Origin of the sequence: Actinomadura sp. 6N118, assembly GCF_044326415.1 — a bacterium.
Taxonomy (GTDB): Bacteria; Actinomycetota; Actinomycetes; order Streptosporangiales; family Streptosporangiaceae; genus Spirillospora.
In genome coordinates this window covers 93,991-110,395 of the sequence record NZ_JBIRAZ010000025.1, presented here as the reverse complement: position 1 = coordinate 110,395, position 16,405 = coordinate 93,991, and the positions used below count along the sequence as shown (strand labels likewise).

The 16,405-nt window shown below is 69.2% G+C and carries 14 protein-coding genes; 13 read left to right on the top strand and 1 reads right to left on the bottom strand.

Translation table 11 applies throughout. From position 1 onward, the window contains the following. The first annotated feature begins 78 nt into the window (after positions 1-78). Complete coding sequence (locus ACH34W_RS44960; protein ID WP_395967362.1) at positions 79-840, top strand: phytanoyl-CoA dioxygenase family protein; 762 nt, start codon at positions 79-81, stop codon at positions 838-840. A 33-nt stretch (positions 841-873) separates the two neighbouring features. Here the strand turns inward: ACH34W_RS44960 and ACH34W_RS44955 are convergent, their stop codons facing one another. Continuing rightward, on the bottom strand, positions 874-1,797 hold the full coding sequence (locus ACH34W_RS44955; RefSeq protein WP_395967361.1) for a sugar kinase: 924 nt from the start codon (positions 1,795-1,797) through the stop codon (positions 874-876). Between the two features lie 63 nt (positions 1,798-1,860). On the opposite strand from ACH34W_RS44955, the gene ACH34W_RS44950 reads away from it, so the two are divergent. The 12 genes from ACH34W_RS44950 (at position 1,861) to ACH34W_RS44895 (ending at position 16,369) form a co-directional block, all read left to right on the top strand. Continuing rightward, positions 1,861-3,126: a DUF4185 domain-containing protein gene (locus tag ACH34W_RS44950; RefSeq protein WP_395967360.1), complete on the top strand. Its 1,266-nt coding sequence runs from the start codon at positions 1,861-1,863 to the stop codon at positions 3,124-3,126. Between the two features lie 3 nt (positions 3,127-3,129). Beyond that, positions 3,130-4,125: a DUF4432 family protein gene (locus tag ACH34W_RS44945; RefSeq protein WP_395967359.1), complete on the top strand. Its 996-nt coding sequence runs from the start codon at positions 3,130-3,132 to the stop codon at positions 4,123-4,125. A 54-nt stretch (positions 4,126-4,179) separates the two neighbouring features. Then, a complete protein-coding gene (locus tag ACH34W_RS44940) occupies positions 4,180-4,980 on the top strand; it encodes an SDR family NAD(P)-dependent oxidoreductase (protein ID WP_395967358.1) in 801 nt (266 codons plus the stop codon). Then, complete coding sequence (locus tag ACH34W_RS44935; RefSeq protein WP_395967357.1) at positions 4,980-5,807, top strand: SMP-30/gluconolactonase/LRE family protein; 828 nt, start codon at positions 4,980-4,982, stop codon at positions 5,805-5,807. Before ACH34W_RS44940 ends, ACH34W_RS44935 begins: the two co-directional genes overlap by 1 nt. 97 nt (positions 5,808-5,904) lie before the next feature. After that, positions 5,905-7,071: a DUF5005 domain-containing protein gene (locus tag ACH34W_RS44930; protein WP_395967356.1), complete on the top strand. Its 1,167-nt coding sequence runs from the start codon at positions 5,905-5,907 to the stop codon at positions 7,069-7,071. 48 nt (positions 7,072-7,119) lie between these two features. Continuing rightward, positions 7,120-8,073, top strand: a complete 954-nt coding sequence (locus ACH34W_RS44925; protein WP_395967355.1) for an alpha/beta hydrolase — start codon at positions 7,120-7,122, stop codon at positions 8,071-8,073. Positions 8,074-8,138: 65 nt separating this feature from the next. Further along, positions 8,139-8,831: a FadR/GntR family transcriptional regulator gene (locus tag ACH34W_RS44920; protein ID WP_395967354.1), complete on the top strand. Its 693-nt coding sequence runs from the start codon at positions 8,139-8,141 to the stop codon at positions 8,829-8,831. Positions 8,832-8,952: 121 nt separating this feature from the next. Further along, a complete protein-coding gene (locus ACH34W_RS44915) occupies positions 8,953-10,212 on the top strand; it encodes an ABC transporter substrate-binding protein (RefSeq protein ID WP_395967353.1) in 1,260 nt (419 codons plus the stop codon). After that, a complete protein-coding gene (locus tag ACH34W_RS44910) occupies positions 10,212-11,180 on the top strand; it encodes a carbohydrate ABC transporter permease (protein WP_395967352.1) in 969 nt (322 codons plus the stop codon). Before ACH34W_RS44915 ends, ACH34W_RS44910 begins: the two co-directional genes overlap by 1 nt. Next, on the top strand, positions 11,180-12,013 hold the full coding sequence (locus ACH34W_RS44905; protein ID WP_395967351.1) for a carbohydrate ABC transporter permease: 834 nt from the start codon (positions 11,180-11,182) through the stop codon (positions 12,011-12,013). Before ACH34W_RS44910 ends, ACH34W_RS44905 begins: the two co-directional genes overlap by 1 nt. Positions 12,014-12,070: 57 nt before the next feature. Further along, positions 12,071-15,139 carry a glycoside hydrolase family 38 C-terminal domain-containing protein gene (locus ACH34W_RS44900; protein ID WP_395967350.1) on the top strand — a complete coding sequence of 1,023 codons (3,069 nt, stop codon included), beginning with the start codon at positions 12,071-12,073 and terminating at the stop codon, positions 15,137-15,139. Continuing rightward, a complete protein-coding gene (locus ACH34W_RS44895) occupies positions 15,140-16,369 on the top strand; it encodes an enolase C-terminal domain-like protein (protein WP_395967349.1) in 1,230 nt (409 codons plus the stop codon). Positions 16,370-16,405: the final 36 nt, after the last annotated feature.

The following is a 16,405-nucleotide window of genomic DNA, read 5'->3' as shown; positions in this document are numbered from 1 at the left end:
ACAACCGCGAGGAAAGGATCACGTTCAATCGCTCCGGTCTATTGACTAGATGACTTGTTCTCTAGATATCTTGCCGCCATGGATCTCATGGAGAAGTACGACACGGACGGTTACGCGATCTTTCGGAACGTGCTCGACGCGGAACTGATCGCCGAGGCCGACCAGCACGTCCGCTGGCTGCAGGAGCGGTACCCCGGACGCAGCGGCGAGGACCTGTCCACCGAGCTCGTCGCCCGGGACCCGTTTTGGGTCCGGCTGGTCTCCGACGACAGGTTGCTGGACATCGCCGAGAAGTTCATCGGCCCCGACATCGCGCTGTTCGCCTCGCATTACATCGCCAAGCCGGCGCGCACGGGCAAGGCGGTGCTCTGGCACCAGGACGGCGCGTTCTGGCCCCTGGATCCGATGAACGTGGTCACCCTCTGGCTCGCCGTGGACCGCTCGACTCCCGAGAACGGCTGCCTGCGCGTCATCCCCGGCACCCACCGGGAGGAACTGCACGCCGTGCGGGAGCACGAGGGCGATGACGCGGTGTTCAACGTGGAGAGCGACGTGACCGTGGACGAGTCGAAGGCGGTCGACATGGTGCTCCAGCCCGGCGACGTCGAGGTGCACCACCCCGGCATCATGCACGGCAGCAACGCCAACACCTCGCCCTACCGGCGCTGCGGCCTGACCATCCGCTACATCCCCACCTCGACCCGGATCACCGCCGAGCCGCAGCCGTTCCCCAGCGCGTTGCTCCTGCGCGGCGAGCCCGGCGTCAACACCTACCAGCCGAAACCGCGTTATGTCCCCGGCGAGCACTTCCCCTTCGCCGACGCCCCCGCCTGGACCTGACCCACGGCGGGGCGCGGGGCGGGCGGCGAGCGTCTAGGCGGGCAGGAGGGCGCCCGGGTGGCCGATCACTTCGGCGGCCAGTCGGGCTCCGGCCTCGGCGGCGGGGCGCGGGGTGGCGCCGGCGAGGCGGGCAGCGAGGTAGGCGCCGTTGAACGCGTCTCCTGCGGAGGTGGTGTCGACGACCGTTGCTCCGGGCACGGCGGGGATCGGCTCGGTCGAACATTCGTCGGCGATGACGCAGCCCTGCTCGCCGAGTTTGACCACGATCTCGCGGACGCCGGCGGCGCGCAGGCGGGTGATGCAGGCGTCTGCGTCGGTGTCGCCGTGCACGAGGCGGTCGTCGTCCAGGCTCGGGAGCGCGATGTCGGTGTGCGCGAGGACGGTGTTGGCGACGCCGGCGGCGGCGCGGGGTGAGGGCCAGCCGCTGGGGCGGTAGTTGCCGTCGTACGCGACGCGGCCGCCGCGTCGGCGGGTCTCGGCGAGGACGTCGACGAGGCGGGCGCGGGCGGTCGGGGTCATGATCGAGAGGGTGATGCCGGACAGGTAGACGAGGTCGTGGGAGGCGATGGCCTCGTCTATCTCGGCGGGCTGGTCTGGGCCGAACAGGTCGCGGGCGGCGGATCCCCGCCGGTAGTGCTGGAACGTGCGCTCTCCGCGTTCGTCGGTGCGGATGAGATACAGGCCGGCCTTTCCGCCGGGGAGGGTGCGCGTGTACGTGTCGTGCACGCCGTACGCACGCCAGTGCTCGCGCATGGTCAGGCTGTACGGGTCGTCTCCGGTGACCGAGACGAACTGGACGTCGACCGCGCCGGGCTCCGCGCTGCGCGCGAGGTAGGCGGCCGTGTTGAAGACGTCTCCGGCGTAGCCCAGCGCGAGCCGGTCCGCCGACAGATGCCGAAGCTCGATCATGCACTCGCCGATCAAGGCCACGCGAGCCGCCCGGGGTCCAGTCGTCATGCGCAGCACGATACATCTAGACAACAAGTCATCTAATGACCAAACTTCTAGCTCCATGGAATCGTGATCGACGAGACCCGTGAGGTGCACGTGCGGAAACCCACCCCCCGCGACAACAGAACACTCCGGAAGAGAACGCTCGGCCTCGCGGCCGGTGCCTTGACCCTCACCCTGGCCACGACCGCGTTCGTTCCGGCGAACGCGGCGCCGCCCAAGCCGAGCCAGGCGTCCGCCGCCCAACTGCGGACGGCTGCTGCTGCGGCGCCCCTGACCTGCGACGGGGTACGGACCCCGGCGTTCGTGAGCTCCAAGCCGCACGCCGAGCTCAACGGGCTCTTCACCAGGTACGCGACCGACAACCGCCGGGTCGACGACTGGACGGGCGCCGACGGCACCTACTCGACGACCCTGCCCGACGGCCGGCTCGCCTTCGTCTTCTCCGACACCTTCCTCGGCAAGGTGAACAAGGACGGCTCGCGGTCACCGGTGATCGAGGAGGGCGGCACCACCCCGTTCCTCAACAACACGTTCGTGGTCAAGGACGGTAAGAGGCTCACCACCGTCACCGGCGGGAGCAAGGGGGCGCCCAAGGCGGTCATGCCGCCGCGTGACAAGAAGCACTGGTACTGGGCCGGGGACGCCATCACCGCAGGTGGCAAGGTCCAGGCCACCTACCAGGAGTACGAGCGGTTCGGCCCCGGCATCTGGGACTGGCGCTGGCACCGGAACGTGCTGGCGCAGTTCTCGCCCAAGCGCCTGTCCAAGCCCACCAGCGTGACCCCGCTGCCCTCCAGCAAGGGCATCTCCTGGGCGTCGTGGCTGGAACGCTCGGGTCGCACGATCTATATCTACGGCGTCGAGGACAAGGGCAACTCCAAGTACATGCACCTCGCCCGTGTCCGGGGCAGCAGCCTGAAGAGCCGGTGGGAGTTCTACACGGGCAAGGGCTGGTCGAAGCGCGAGGCCGACTCGGCCCGCGTGATGGACGGCGTCGCCAACGAGTACAGCGTAAGCAGGCTAGGGCGCGGCTACGTTCTGATCACCCAGGACACCACCGAGCTCTTCAGCACCAAGATCGTGGCGTACTACTCCTGCTCGCCGCAGGGTCCGTTCACCGGTAAGACGACCGTCTACAACACCCCGGAGACCGGGCTGACCGGCACTTACAAGAACGCCAACGTCTTCACCTACAACGCCCACGCCCATCCCGAGCTCAGCTCCAAGGGCCGCCTCGTGGTGTCGTACAACGTGAACACCTTCAAGAACACCGACCACTACAAGGACAGCAGCATCTACCGCCCCCGTTTCGTCGACGTGAGGTTCCGCTGACCGATGAGTCACCGACGTCACCGCCCGGCCCGCAACTGGGGTGCCCGGCTGCACGAGATCACCTGGTTCGGCCTGCGCGCCGTGGTGCTGGAGAACGAACTGCTGCGGGTCACCGTGCTGGCGGACAAGGGCGGTGACGTCGCCGAGTTCTGCTACAAGCGGCGGGACATGGACTTCGTCTGGCTGGCGCCGGACGGGATCCGCAACCCCCGCGACGTGGCGGGCGGCGCCTCCGACGACGTGGCGGCCTTCCTCGACCACTACGAGGGCGGCTGGCAGGAGGTGCTGCCCAACGGCGGCCTGCCGAGCACCTACCGGGGTGCGGCGCTCGCGCAGCACGGCGAGGTGGCCGGGCTGCCGTGGGACGTCGAGATCGTGACCGACGACCCGGGCGAGATCGCGGTGCGGCTGAGCGTGCGTGCGCGGCGGATGCCGCTGCGCGTGACGAAGACGTTCCGGCTGGTCTGCGGGCGGCCCGAGCTCCTCATCGACGAGGAGCTGACGAACGAGTCCGGGGTGGAGCTGGAGGTCATGTGGGGTCACCACATCGTCTTCGGCGCCCCGTTCCTGCTCCCCGGGCACCGGATCCGGCTGCCGCCGGAGGTCGAGTCCGATCCCGTGGTCACCGAGAAGGAGCTCACCGTGGTCCCCGACTACGGCCGGCCGAGCGACATCCACTACCTCACCGGCTTCGGACCGGACGGCTGGTACGAGATCACCGATCCGGTGGACGGGCTCGGGCTCCGGGTCGGCTGGGACGCGACCGTGCTGCGGCACCTCTGGGTGTGGCGCGAGCTGGGAGCCTCCCGAGATCATCCCTGGTGGGGACGGGCCTACGTGGTCGGCCTGGAGCCGTTCGCCGGGCACCCGACCGAGGGACTGACCGAGGCGGTGCGGAACGGGTCTGCGCTCACACTGCAACCGCACGAGATCAAGCCGCTGTGGTTGCGCGCGAGCGTCATCGACGAAGAGCGGCCCCTGAACGGAGCGAGAAATTGAGCAGGATGAGCACGGCCAGGGTGAGCAGGGCGAGACATTGAGCAGGGAGGCTAAGTGAGCGGGGAGTTCGACGGCAAGGTCGCCGTCGTGACCGGAGGTTCGCTCGGGATCGGCCGGGCCGTGGTCGAACGGCTGGCCTCCGATGGCGCCGCGGTGGTCTTCTGCGGGCTGGACGAGGAGTCGGTGCGGGCGGCCGAAACGCAGCTCCGGGACAAGGGACACGACGTCACCGGGGTCGTCGCCGATGTCACCGACGTCGCGCAGATGCATGGTCTGGTCGGGCTGGCGGTCGAACGCCACGGCGGGCTCGACACCGTGGTGACCTGCGCCGGCATCCAGCGGTACGGCACCGTGGAGGACACCACCGAGGAGCTCTGGGACGAGGTGCTCGGCGTCAACCTCAAGGGTGTCTTCCTGGTCTGCAAGGCGGCCGTGCCCGAGCTGCGGCGGCGGGGCGGCGGCACGATCGTCACGATGTCGTCGGTCCAGGCCTTCGCTTCCCAGGACCGGGTCGCCGCGTACACCGCGAGCAAGTCGGCCATCAACGGGCTCACCCGCGCGATGGCCCTGGATCACGCCGCCGACGGCATCAGGGCGAACGTGGTGTGCCCCGGCTCCGTGGACACCCCGATGCTGCGCTGGGCCGCGGACCTGTTCCGCGGCGGCACGAGCCAGGACGACCAGGTCGCCGAGTGGGGCCGCGCCCACCCGCTCGGCCGGGTCGCGCGGGCCGAGGAGGTCGCCGAGCTGGTGGCGTTCCTCGCCGGGCCGCGCTCCTCGTTCATCACCGGGGCCGAGCACCGCGTCGACGGCGGCCTGCTCGCCCGCAACCCCGCAGCGCTGCCGGAGGTCTGATGACCAGCACCCGAGTGTTCTTCGACGGACTGTTCACCAGCCCGCGGCTGGACCACCCCGAGGGCGTCGCCGTGCACCCGGCGGACGGCAGCATCTGGTGCGGCGGCGAGGCCGGTCAGATCTTCCGCATCGACCCGGCGGGCACGAAGATCGAGCAGATCGCGACCACCAACGGCTTCGTGCTCGGCATCGCGTTCGACCCGACCGCCTCCTACCTGTTCATCTGCGACATCGTCCATCCCGGCGTGTTCCGGCTCGACCTGGCCACGGGCAAGGTGGAGCTGTTCGCCGACGGGGCGGGCGGCCACCGGTTCCGCAACCCCAACTACGCGGTGTTCGACGCGCAGAGCCGGATGTACGTCTCCGACAGCCGCCAGCTGGACGAGCCGGGGCCCGCGGTGTTCCGGTACGAGGTGGACGGTACCGGCGAGGTCTGGGACGAACGCCCGATGGCGTTCGCGAACGGGCTCGCGCTCGCGCCGGACGAGTCGTCCCTCTATGTCGTCGAGTCGTTCATGCCCGGCGTCACCCGCGTCGAGATCCGCGCGGACGGCAGCGTGGGGCAGCGGAGCACCGTCGTCGAACTCCCCGGCACCGTCCCCGACGGGATCGCCTTCGGCCCCGACGGCCTCCTCTATGTCGCCTGCTACGAGCCCAGCAAGGTGCTGCGAGTTCGGCCCGACGAGAACACAGATGGGGACGTCGAGGTGGTCGCCGACGATCCCACCGCCCACCTTCTGTGCCACCCCACCAACCTGGCGTTCAAGGGCACCACGGCGTACGTGGCGAACCTCGGCCGCTGGCACATCACCGCGATCGACCTCTAGATCTCCTCATCCCCGTCCACCTCTCCCTATCTCCGTCTACGCCTTATCTCCGTCCACCCCCACAGATCTCCTTTTCACCCCCACAAGGAGTTTTCGCATGCGTCCATTGACCCTGCACGCTGCCCGAACCACGGTGGCCTCCGCGCTTCTGGCCACCTTCTTCCTCGCCCCACCCGCCTCCGCTGCTGCCGCCCCCGTATGCGGTGGCGCCGCGGCCCCGACCTTCGGCACGGCCTCCCAGCACACCTCCCTCAACAACTCGTTCACCACGTACGGCAACAGCAACGCCCGGCTCGACGACTGGACGGGCGCCGACAGCACCTACTCGGTGAAGCTGCCGGATGGCCGGACGGTCTTCGGCTTCTCCGACACCTTCCTCGGCGAGGTCAACGGCGGCACGCGCCCGCTGACCATCGCCGACGGCGGCACCACCCCGTTCCCCAACAACACCTTCGTCGTGCGGTCCACCAGCGGGGCGATGACCACCGCGCACGGTGGCACGACGGCCAACCCCACCGCGCTCCTGCCTCCGCGTGACGCCTCGCACGTCTACTGGGCCGGCGACATGACCGTGAACGGCAGCGAGGTGCAGCAGCCCTACCGGGAGTACTGGGTCGGGGGCGCCTGGAACCTCAAGTTCGAGCGCAACGTGCTCGCCCGCTTCTCGACGAGCAACCTCAACCAGCCGACCTCCGTGACGGACCTGCCCTCCAGCCGCGGGATCATGTGGGGCTCGGCGCTCCTCAGGGACGGCGGCTACACCTACATCTATGGCACCGAGGACCTCGGCACCTCCGGCAAGCACCTCTACATCGCCCGGGTCTCCGGCACCGACCTGCGCGGCACGTGGACCTACCGCACCACGAGCGGCAACTTCGACTCCACGTCGGAGGCGTCCGCGGTCCGCATGCTGAGCGGCGTGTCGAACGAGTTCAGCGTGTCCAAGCGCGGCAACTTCTACATCCTGCTGACCCAGGACACCAAGGACGCGTTCAGCACCGAGATCGACACCTATCTCTCCTGCTCGCCCGCCGGGCCGTTCACCGACGAGAAGACGGTCTACCGGACCCCCGAGACCGGCGCCGGCAACCCGAACATCTACACCTACAACGCCCACGCCCACGCCTCGATGACGACCACGAACAACATCGTCGTGTCGTACAACGTCAACAGCCTCGACACCACCCAGGGCGCGGAGAACGACAACTACAAGAACGTCAGCATCTACCGCCCGCGCTTCGTCAACCTCCCGGTCTCCGGCTGAGAAAAGTCAGCGGCTGAGAGAGTCAGCGGCTGAGAAAGAAGGACACCGATGGATCCCGAGCTGACCGACGCCCTCGCCGACATGCCGTACGTGAGCCTGGCCGACCCGGCCAAGGCACGGGACGCCATGCGCGCGCTCGTCGAGGTGTTGTCGGAGCCGGTGTCCGACGCCCGGGTCGAGGTCGGGGATCGCGAGATCCCCGACCCGGCCGGGGGGTCCGTGCCCGTCCGGATCTACCGGCCGAAGGAGCGGCGAGGGCCGGTGCCGGCGCTGGTCTATCTCCACGGCGGCGGCTTCGTCACCGGTGACCTGGAGAACGAGCACGTGCGCTGCCTGGATTTCGCCGGTGAGGTGGGCATCGTGGTCGTCTCCGTGGACTACCGGCTCGCGCCCGAGCATCCGTTCCCGGCCGCGTTCGACGACGGTTACGCGGCGACGGTGTGGGTGCGCGAGAACGCGGCGGAGCTCGGCGTCGATCCGGACCGGATCGGCGTCGGCGGCGGGAGCGCGGGCGGTGGCCTGGCCGCCGGGATCGCGTTGCGCGCCCGGGACGAGGACGGGCCGCCGCTGGTGTTCCAGCTGCTCATCTATCCCGTTCTGGACGACCGGATGGACACGCCCTCGATGCGGGCCTTCGTCGAGCCTCCGCTGTTCAATAGGGGCGATGTCGGGCACATGTGGCGGCACTACCTGGGCCCGCATCACGGCCAAGCGCCCGTCTACGCGGCTCCGGCGCGTGCCGGGGATCTGTCCGGGCTGCCGGCCACGTACATGCTCGTCGCGGAGGGCGATCCGCTGCGCGACGAGGACCTGGCGTACGCCCTGCGGCTCATCCAGGCCGGGGTGCCGACCGAACTGCATCACATGCCGCACGTCTACCACGGCTTCGACGGTGTGCTCTCGGCCGCCGTTGCGCGCGAGGCTCTCGCAGGTCAGCGCGCAGCCCTGCGCCGGGGGTTGGCAGTGTCGGATGCGGATCCCGGTCGGATGCGGGTCTCGTGAACGCTGGACACCGCAGCACATCAAGTGATTAGATGACTTAACTTCTTCTGCGAACGAGGTAGTCGATGGCTCAGGATGTGGCCCGGCCCAGTCTCTCCGACGCGCTCACCGAGAGCGTGCTGGAGCTGATCCGGTCCGGCGGGCTCCGTCCCGGCGACCGGCTGCCCTCGGCCCGGGAGTTGTCCGAGCGCTTCGCCGTGACCACCCCGACGCTGCGCGAGGCGCTGCGCCGGCTGGAGGCCACCGGCGCGGTCCAGATGCGGCACGGCTCGGGCATCTATGTGGGTGCCGACCTCGAACGGGTCGTCATGCCCAATCCCAACGTCCGCGAGCTCCAAGGCGACCAGCTGCTGCAGTTGCTGGACGCCCGGCTGCTCATCGAACCCCCGGTGGCGGCGATGGCCGCCCGCCGGGCCGACCCCTCCGACCTCGCCACCCTCCGGTCGGTCCTCGACGAGGCGGGCTGCCACCTCGACGGCGCGGACGCCGAGCTCGACCAGGCCAACCGGTCGTTCCACCGGGCGGCCGCCAAGGCCGCGGGCAACGAGGTGCTGAACGAGGTCATCGACTCGCTGCTCTCGGTGCACGCCGCCGAACAGCGGGAGATACTGCGCATCTTCGATGACCGGGCCCGCGACCACGACGAGCACCGGGCGATCCTCGGTGCCATCGAGGCGGGCGACGCGGAGCGAGCCGAGGAGCTCATGCGCTCCCACCTCCTGGACGTGAAGAGCGTCATCGAAGCCAGACTCACCTGATCTGACATCCCCGTTCCACCTGACACCCCGTTCCACCCAGGCCGTCCGCCCGCGCAGGGCCGGCGGCTCCACAGCCAACCCCTCGTCCCACCCCCGACTAGGAGGCCCCATGATGCCGTCGATGCGTCTGCGGGTTACCGCGCTCGCCACCGGCGCGGCGATGCTCGCCCTCGCGAGCTGCTCGTCCGGCAATGATTCCGGCGGGTCCAAGTCCGAGATCAAGCTCTACAACGACAAGGGAGCCTGGTCGCAGTTCTTCGACCAGATGGGGGCCCAGTCGAAGACGGAGATCGGGCTCGGCATGAAGCCGGTGGGCTACACCGACGAGCCCGCCTACACCGCGTTCATCAAGGCCTCGTTCCGGACCAAGGTCAAGCCGGACCTGTTCACCTGGAGCACCGGCGGCCGGCTGACCGAGATCGTCAAGCAGAAGCAGGTGGCCGACACCACCGACATCTGGCAGGCGGCGATCAAGAGCGGTGACCTGTCCGCCGATCTGGCGAAGTACTACACGATCGACGGCAAGCAGTACTGCGTCCCGCTGAACACCGCCTACTGGGGCATGTTCTACAACAAGAAGATGTTCGCGAAGTACAAGCTCAAGACCCCGACCACGTGGGCGGAGCTGGAGAACATCGCGCGGACCCTGAAGTCCAAGGGCGAGACGCCGTTCAACCACACCACGCCGACCTCGCTGTTCTCGTTCGTGTGGTTCGAGCAGCTTCTCGTCGGCACCAACCCGGACCTGTACGAGAAGCTCGGCACCGGCCAGGCCTCCTACACCGACCCGGGCGTCGTGGACGTCATGAAGCGGTGGAAGACGATGATCGACGCCGGGTGGTTCAGCAACCCCGGCGACAAGGCCGACCCGGCCGACCACTTCAAGAGCGGCAAGGCCGCCATGGTCTCCTCGGGCACCTGGTTCAACACCAGCATGACTCAGCGGCAGCTCAAGCTCGGCGAGGACTACGGGTTCTTCTTCATCCCCAACGTCAACCCCTCGCTGCCCAAGACGTCGCTCGTCTTCGAGAGCGGGCCGCTGTGCTCGCTCACCAAGGCCCCGGACCCCGCGGCCAGCACCAAGTTCCTGAAGTGGTGGGTCACCCCCGCCGCCCAGGAGAAGTGGGCCAACTCGCGCGGCGACGTCTCCGGCAACCCGCGGGTGAAGATCGCCCAGCCTGAGCTCGGCAAGATCACGAAGGACGCGGCCGGCGGCGACTACCGGCTGATGCAGCGGTACTTCGAGGCGGCTCCCGCCCCGGTGCTCACCGCCGCGCTCGACGGCCTCAGCGGCTTCACGGTCAAGCCCGACACCTACATGAAGGTGCTGGAGACGATCCAGAAGGCCAACGACCAGTACTGGAAGACCCAAGGAAACTGATGGCCCCCGCCACCTCGCCGTCCCGGCCGGCCGCGGCGCACACCAAGCGCCGCGGTGCCGGGAGCGGCGGCCACCGGTCCGGCCCGCACCGGCCCGGCGGCTCCTACGCACTGTTCGGCCGGCTGCGCTACGCCTACGTCTCGCCCGCGCTCCTGCTCGTCGCGGTCCTGCTCTACCTGCCGTTCGTGTGGACGGCCTGGCTGAGCCTGACCCGCTACGACGGCCTGGGATCGCCGGAGTTCATCGGCCTGGACAACTACACCCGCCTGTTCGAAGACGAGGCGCTGATCACCTCGATCCGCAACACCCTGCTGTGGGTGGCCGGCACGACGGTGCTTCCGGTCGGGCTGGGCTTGCTGGTCGCCGTGCTCTCGTACGACATCAGGGGCGGTCCCTGGTTCCGCCTGCCGTTCCTGTTGCCGTACGCGATGTCCGGAGCCGGGCTCGGCCTCGTCTGGGGCTTCATCCTGCAACCCGAGGGCGTCGCCAACCAGGCACTGACCTTCTTCGGCATGCCGGGCGGCGACATGTCGTTCCTCAACGACGGGCCGGAGAACACCTTCGCCATGCTGGGGGTGTGGACCTGGCAGCAGCTCGGCGTCAACATGCTGCTGTTCGTGGTCGGCCTGCAGTCGATCCCGCGCGCGCCGATCGAGGCCGCCCGGATCGACGGCGCCTCCGGCTGGCGGCTGTTCCGGCACGTGCTCTGGCCGCTGATGCGCCCGCTCACGACCGTGGTGGTCGGGCTGGCGCTGGTGGCGAGCCTGAAGACGTTCGACATCGTCTGGGTGATGACCCAGGGCGGTCCGGGCCGGACGTCGGAGACCCTCGCGGTGACCATGTACCGCGACGTGTTCGTGGCCGACGAGTACGGCTACGGCTCCGCGGTCGCGGTGCTGCTGACCACCGTCACCGGGCTCGCCTCGTACGCCTACATGCGCCGCCAGATCGGGAAGGAGGACCACTGATGCGCGCCACCGCCACCAGTGCGATTCTGCGCCGGGCCGTGCTGGCCGGGCTTGGGCTGATCTGGCTGTTCCCGACGTACCTCATCCTGGCGAACGCGTTCCGGCCGGCCGACGAGTACCAGCCCTCCGACGCGATCAAGCCGTCCGGCAGCTTCGCGCTGTTCGACAACATCGCGGAGGTGTGGGAGCGCACCGACATCGCGCAGAGCCTGTTCAGCACGATGCTCTACGCGCTGGTGTCGCCGGGGCTCGCCGTGCTGCTGGGTGCGCTCGCCGGATACGCGATCGTCGTGCTGCGGCTCAAATACGGCTTCGCATGGTTCATGCTCATCTACGGCGGGTCGATCTTCCCGTTCCAGATGTTGCTGGTGCCGCTGTTCGTCGGGTACAGCAAGACCCCGCTGTACGACACCAGGCTCGGCATGGTCCTGATCCACCTCGCCATCAACATCCCGTTCGCGGCGCTGGTCATGCGCAACTTCTACGGTGGTGTGGCGGTCTCGATCTTCGAGGCCGCGCGCATGGACGGCGCGTCCACGATGCGCGTCTTCCTGCGGATCTTCCTGCCGGTCTCGTGGCCGGCGCTGGCCGCGGTGTTCATCTTCGAGTTCACGTTCACCTGGAACGACCTGCTGTTCGGGCTGACGCTCACGCAGTCGGAGACCGCGCGGCCGGTCATGACGGAGATCGCCGCGCTGACCAGCGACGTCTACGCGGGCACGCCCGTGCCGATCGCGCTGGCCGCCGGGCTCGTGGTGTCGCTGCCGACCGTCGTGCTCTTCCTGGCGACACAGCGCCTGTTCGCGAGGGGTCTCTCCATCGCCCAGCTTTGATCGGCTTTTTCTCAACCAGCTCTTATTTGTTCAGCTCTCATTTGTTTTAGGGGAAACATGACGAGCCGTCTGTTGCAGGCCAGTCTCGGATCACCCGACTATGACGGGATCCGCGACGCGCTGCGCCAGGACTCTTCGGTCGAGGTCCTCGCAGTGCGCGGGCTGGCGGTCCGTGCCGCCGTGCTGCCGCTGTTCAAGCGGGATGGCGACGGCGGACTCCGGCAGGTCGTACGGATCGACGTGACCGGTGAGGCCGCCGGCGGGCTCGACCTCGCGCTCGAAGACGAGGACGGCTCCGGCGTCGCCACGGGACGGACGGACGACCAGGGGCGTGCGACGCTGCTCGTGCCGGAGGTCGCCGAGACGCGGCGGCTGACGCTGCGCGTACGCGACGTCGCGGGGCTCGTCGGCGCCGCGCCGCTCGACGTCACGCCGCAGCGTAAGTGGAACGTCTTCGTCGTTCACCACTCCCACCTGGACATCGGCTACACCGATACCCAGGGAACGGTGCTGCGCCACCACCTGGACTATCTGGATGCGGCGTTGCGGCTCGCCCAGGAGACCGCGGACTGGCCGGACGACGCACGCTTCCGCTGGTCGGTGGAATCGTCGCTGCCGGCGTTGCGTTGGCTGGCGACCCGGCCCGAGGACCTGGTCGCCGAGTTCTCCGAACGGAGCCGTGCGGGCCAGATCGAGGTCACCGCCTTCCCGATGCAGTTGCACACGGAGGCGTGCTCGGTCGAGGAGCTCTACCGGCAACTGCGTTTCGTTGAACGGCTTCGTTCGTCGTACGGCATCGATGTGCGGTCGGCGATGCACACCGACATCCCGGGCGCGGTCGTGGGTGTCGTGGACGCGCTCAACGCAGCCGGAGTGCGTTACCTGGCGGCGGCGCACAACTGGGCTGGACGGTCCGTCCCGTACATCACGGGCGGCGACAAGCTCGGCCGGCCGTTCCGGTGGCGGGCCCCCAGTGGGCGCGAGCTGCTCGTGTGGTTCACCGACACCCCGCATGGCATGGCCTACATGGAGGGCAACACCGTCGGCCTCGTCGATGGCTACGACTTGGCCGAAGACCTGCTGCCGCGCTATCTGGGCTCGCTCGCCGACCGTCCCTATCCGTACGGGCCGGGCACGTTCGGCTGGTATGCGGCGCCCGGCCAGGTCGGCGCGGCCAAGGCGCCCGACGTGCTGGACGCGGTGCATCTGCGGGTGCAGGGCGCCCACGCCGACAACGCCGGGCCGTCGATCATGCCCGCCGAGATCGCGCGCAAGTGGAACGAGACGTGGGCGTACCCGCGGCTCCGCATGGCGACCAACGCCGACTTCTTCGAGCACGTCGAGGAGCACCACCTCGACCAGCTGCAGGTCCACGAGGGCGACTGGACGGACTGGTGGGCCGACGGGCTCGGCTCCGGCGCCCGCCCGCTCGGTTACGTCCGGCGGGCGCAGAACGTGCTGCGCGCAGCTGAGACCCTGCACTCCCTGGCCGGGGCGACGGCTGACGGCGTCGATGAGGCGTACGACAAGGCCGCGCTCTTCGACGAGCACACCTGGGGCGCCGCCAACCCCTGGGAGGACGCCGAGGAGGGCGGCGACTCGGGCGGCCTGCAGTGGACCCGCAAGTCCGCCGTGGGCTACCAGTCGTACGACGACGCCCTCGACCTGCTCCAGGCGGGGTCCCGCCGCTTCGGCTCAACGCAGGGCGCCTCGCCGGATGCGCTCGCCTCGTTCGTCGTCGTCAACCCGGGCACGTTCGCCCGTACCGACGTGGCGCGGGCGTTCCTGCCCCGCGACGTGGTCGCCGTGGACGTCCCGATCACGATCGTGGACGCCCGGACCGGCGAGCCGGTGCCGCACCGCGAGGAGGAGGTCGACCCGGACGAGTGGCCGACCCGCCCGATCGGCCGGCACCTGGACGCCGTCGTCCCGGATGTGCCGGGTCTCGGCCACGTACGGCTGGACGTGATCCGGGGTGAGGCGCCCGCACCTGAGCCGATCAATCTGGGCCGCGACGGCATGATCGAGAACGAGTACTACCGGGTGACGTACGACCTCGCCGAGGGATATCTCAGCTCGGTCTTCGACAAGGTCGCGGGCCGCGAGCTGGTGAACGCCGACGCGGCGGCGGGCTTCGGGCAGTACATCTACGACCGGTACGCCACCGCGCCGCACTTCAACCACCTGTCCGGGCACATGCTCGTGCACGACAAGACGCTCCTGGGCGACCGCGCGATCGGCAGGAACGCCGGTGTGGTCAGGTGCGAACGCACGCCCGCGGGAGAACGGCTCGTCGTGGAGCTGACCGGCAAGGGCGTCGACTGGCTGCGGACGACGATCGACCTGTACGCGGGCGTCCCGCGCCTCGACCTGCGCTTCCAGCTGGGCAAGCAGCCGACGGCGGCCAAGGAGGCGGTCTTCTTCTCCTTCCCGTTCGCGGTCGGCGGGCCGCCGTCGGTGTGGGAGCTCACGGGCGGCGTCGGCGGCACCCACGTGCCGAGCGTGCCGGGATCCGCCGAGCACATGCGGCCTATCAGGCACTGGACCGCGTTCGAAGACGCTGATCTTACGGTCGCGTGGGCGACGCTGGAGGCACCGCTGGTGCAGTTCGGCTCGATCCACATGCCGTACGCGCCGTTCCCACCGACACTCGATGTCGAGCCGTCCACGGTCTACTCCTGGGCGCTCAACAACATCTGGGACACCAACTTCCCGTCCCAGCAGTCGGGGGAAACGACGTTCCGGTACGCCGTCGCATCGGCCACGGGCGGCGTACCGGGACGGCGGCTCGGCGCGGCGACCGCCGCCGGGCTCACCGACGCGTTCGTGGCGACCCTCGCGACAGGTGAGAACGAGGCGGCCGCCACGGGCACCTTCGTCTCGGTCGACGATCCGGACGTACTGATCACCTCGATCGGCCGGGTGGACGGCGACCTGGTCGTCCGGCTTCAGTCGCTGGCCGACGGGCCCGTGGAGGCCGGACTGCGGCTGCCCGGGCTCCGCCGTGCCCTCGTCGACTCCGGCCTTGGCCGTGACGTCGAGGAAGTGCCGGTCCGGGACGGCACCGCGGTCGTCCGCCTGCCCGCATGCGGGATCGTCGCCGTCACGGTGAAGGGGAACGCGTAGATGAAGATCACCGACATCCGGGCCACCACCGTCGCGGTGCCCCTCGAAGCGCCGCTGCTGCACAGCAACGGGGCCCACTGGGGCCGCTTCATCCGCACGATCGTCGAGGTCGAGGCGGACAACGGGCTGGTCGGGCTGGGCGAGATGGGCGGCGGCGGGCAGAGCGCCGAGGACGCGTTCCGTGCCCTGGCGCCCTATCTGGAGGGCCACGACCCGTTCGAGCTGGAGGCGCTCCGCTTCAAAATCGCCAACCCGACGGCCAGCCTCTACAACAACCGCACGCAGATGCTGGCGGCGATCGAGTTCGCCTGTATCGACCTCATCGGCCAGCACCTCGGCGTCCCCGCGTACGACCTGCTCGGCGGCAAGATCCGGGACACGGTCCCGTTCGCCTCGTACCTCTTCTACCGGTATCCCGGGAAGGACACAGGCGAGGTCCGCACGCCCGAGCAGCTCGTGGCGCACGCACATGCGCTCAAGGAGGAGCACGGGTTCTCGGTCCACAAGCTCAAGGGCGGGGTGTTCCCACCCGGGTACGAGCTGGAGTGCTACCTGGCGCTGGCGGAGGCGTTCCCGGACGACCGGCTCCGGTACGACCCGAACGCGGTGCTGAGCATGGACGAGGGCATCCGCTTCGGCAAGGCCATCGAGCATCTGAACAACGACTACCTCGAAGACCCCGTTCTCGGGCTGGAGGGGCTCCGCCTGGTCCGCGAACGCGTCGACGTACCGCTCGCGACCAACACCGTCGTGGTGAACTTCGAACAGCTCGCCACCAACGTGCTGCGCCGCAGCGCCGACGTCGTCCTGCTGGACACGACGTTCTGGGGCGGCATCCGTCCCTGCATCAAGGCGGCCGGGATCTGCGAGACGTTCCAGGTCGGGGTCTCGGTGCACTCATCGGGCGAGCTGGGCATCCAGCTCGCCACGATGTTGCACCTGGGGGCGGTCCTGCCCAACCTGACCTATGCCGCGGACGCGCACTACCATCACCTCGCCGACGACGTGATCGAAGGCGGCAAGATGCGGTACGTGGACGGCCGGATCCCGGTGCCGACGGGACCCGGCCTGGGGGTGCGGTTGGACCGTGACAAGGTCGCAGAGTACGTCGAGCTGTACCGCGAGCTAGGGGGCTATCCGTACGACCGTGACCCCGGCCGCCCCGGCTGGTATCCGCTCGTTCCCAACGAACGCTGGGCTGACCCGACCGTCATGCTAAGCGCGATCTGAGGTCAGGAGGGTTGCGCGGTCAGGCGGGCTGCGCGG

Excerpts from the sequence above, each read along its gene's own strand:
- ACH34W_RS44895 (WP_395967349.1), top strand. The coding sequence starts at position 15,140 with ATGAAGATCACCGACATCCGGGCCACCACCGTCGCGGTGCCCCTCGAA.
- ACH34W_RS44925 (WP_395967355.1), top strand. The coding sequence starts at position 7,120 with ATGGATCCCGAGCTGACCGACGCCCTCGCCGACATGCCGTACGTGAGC.
- ACH34W_RS44960 (WP_395967362.1), top strand. The coding sequence starts at position 79 with ATGGATCTCATGGAGAAGTACGACACGGACGGTTACGCGATCTTTCGG.
- ACH34W_RS44955 (WP_395967361.1), bottom strand. The coding sequence starts at position 1,797 with ATGACGACTGGACCCCGGGCGGCTCGCGTGGCCTTGATCGGCGAGTGC.
- ACH34W_RS44905 (WP_395967351.1), top strand. The coding sequence starts at position 11,180 with ATGCGCGCCACCGCCACCAGTGCGATTCTGCGCCGGGCCGTGCTGGCC.
- ACH34W_RS44935 (WP_395967357.1), top strand. The coding sequence starts at position 4,980 with ATGACCAGCACCCGAGTGTTCTTCGACGGACTGTTCACCAGCCCGCGG.
- ACH34W_RS44915 (WP_395967353.1), top strand. The coding sequence starts at position 8,953 with ATGCGTCTGCGGGTTACCGCGCTCGCCACCGGCGCGGCGATGCTCGCC.
- ACH34W_RS44920 (WP_395967354.1), top strand. The coding sequence starts at position 8,139 with ATGGCTCAGGATGTGGCCCGGCCCAGTCTCTCCGACGCGCTCACCGAG.
- ACH34W_RS44900 (WP_395967350.1), top strand. The coding sequence starts at position 12,071 with ATGACGAGCCGTCTGTTGCAGGCCAGTCTCGGATCACCCGACTATGAC.
- ACH34W_RS44945 (WP_395967359.1), top strand. The coding sequence starts at position 3,130 with ATGAGTCACCGACGTCACCGCCCGGCCCGCAACTGGGGTGCCCGGCTG.
- ACH34W_RS44910 (WP_395967352.1), top strand. The coding sequence starts at position 10,212 with ATGGCCCCCGCCACCTCGCCGTCCCGGCCGGCCGCGGCGCACACCAAG.
- ACH34W_RS44930 (WP_395967356.1), top strand. The coding sequence starts at position 5,905 with ATGCGTCCATTGACCCTGCACGCTGCCCGAACCACGGTGGCCTCCGCG.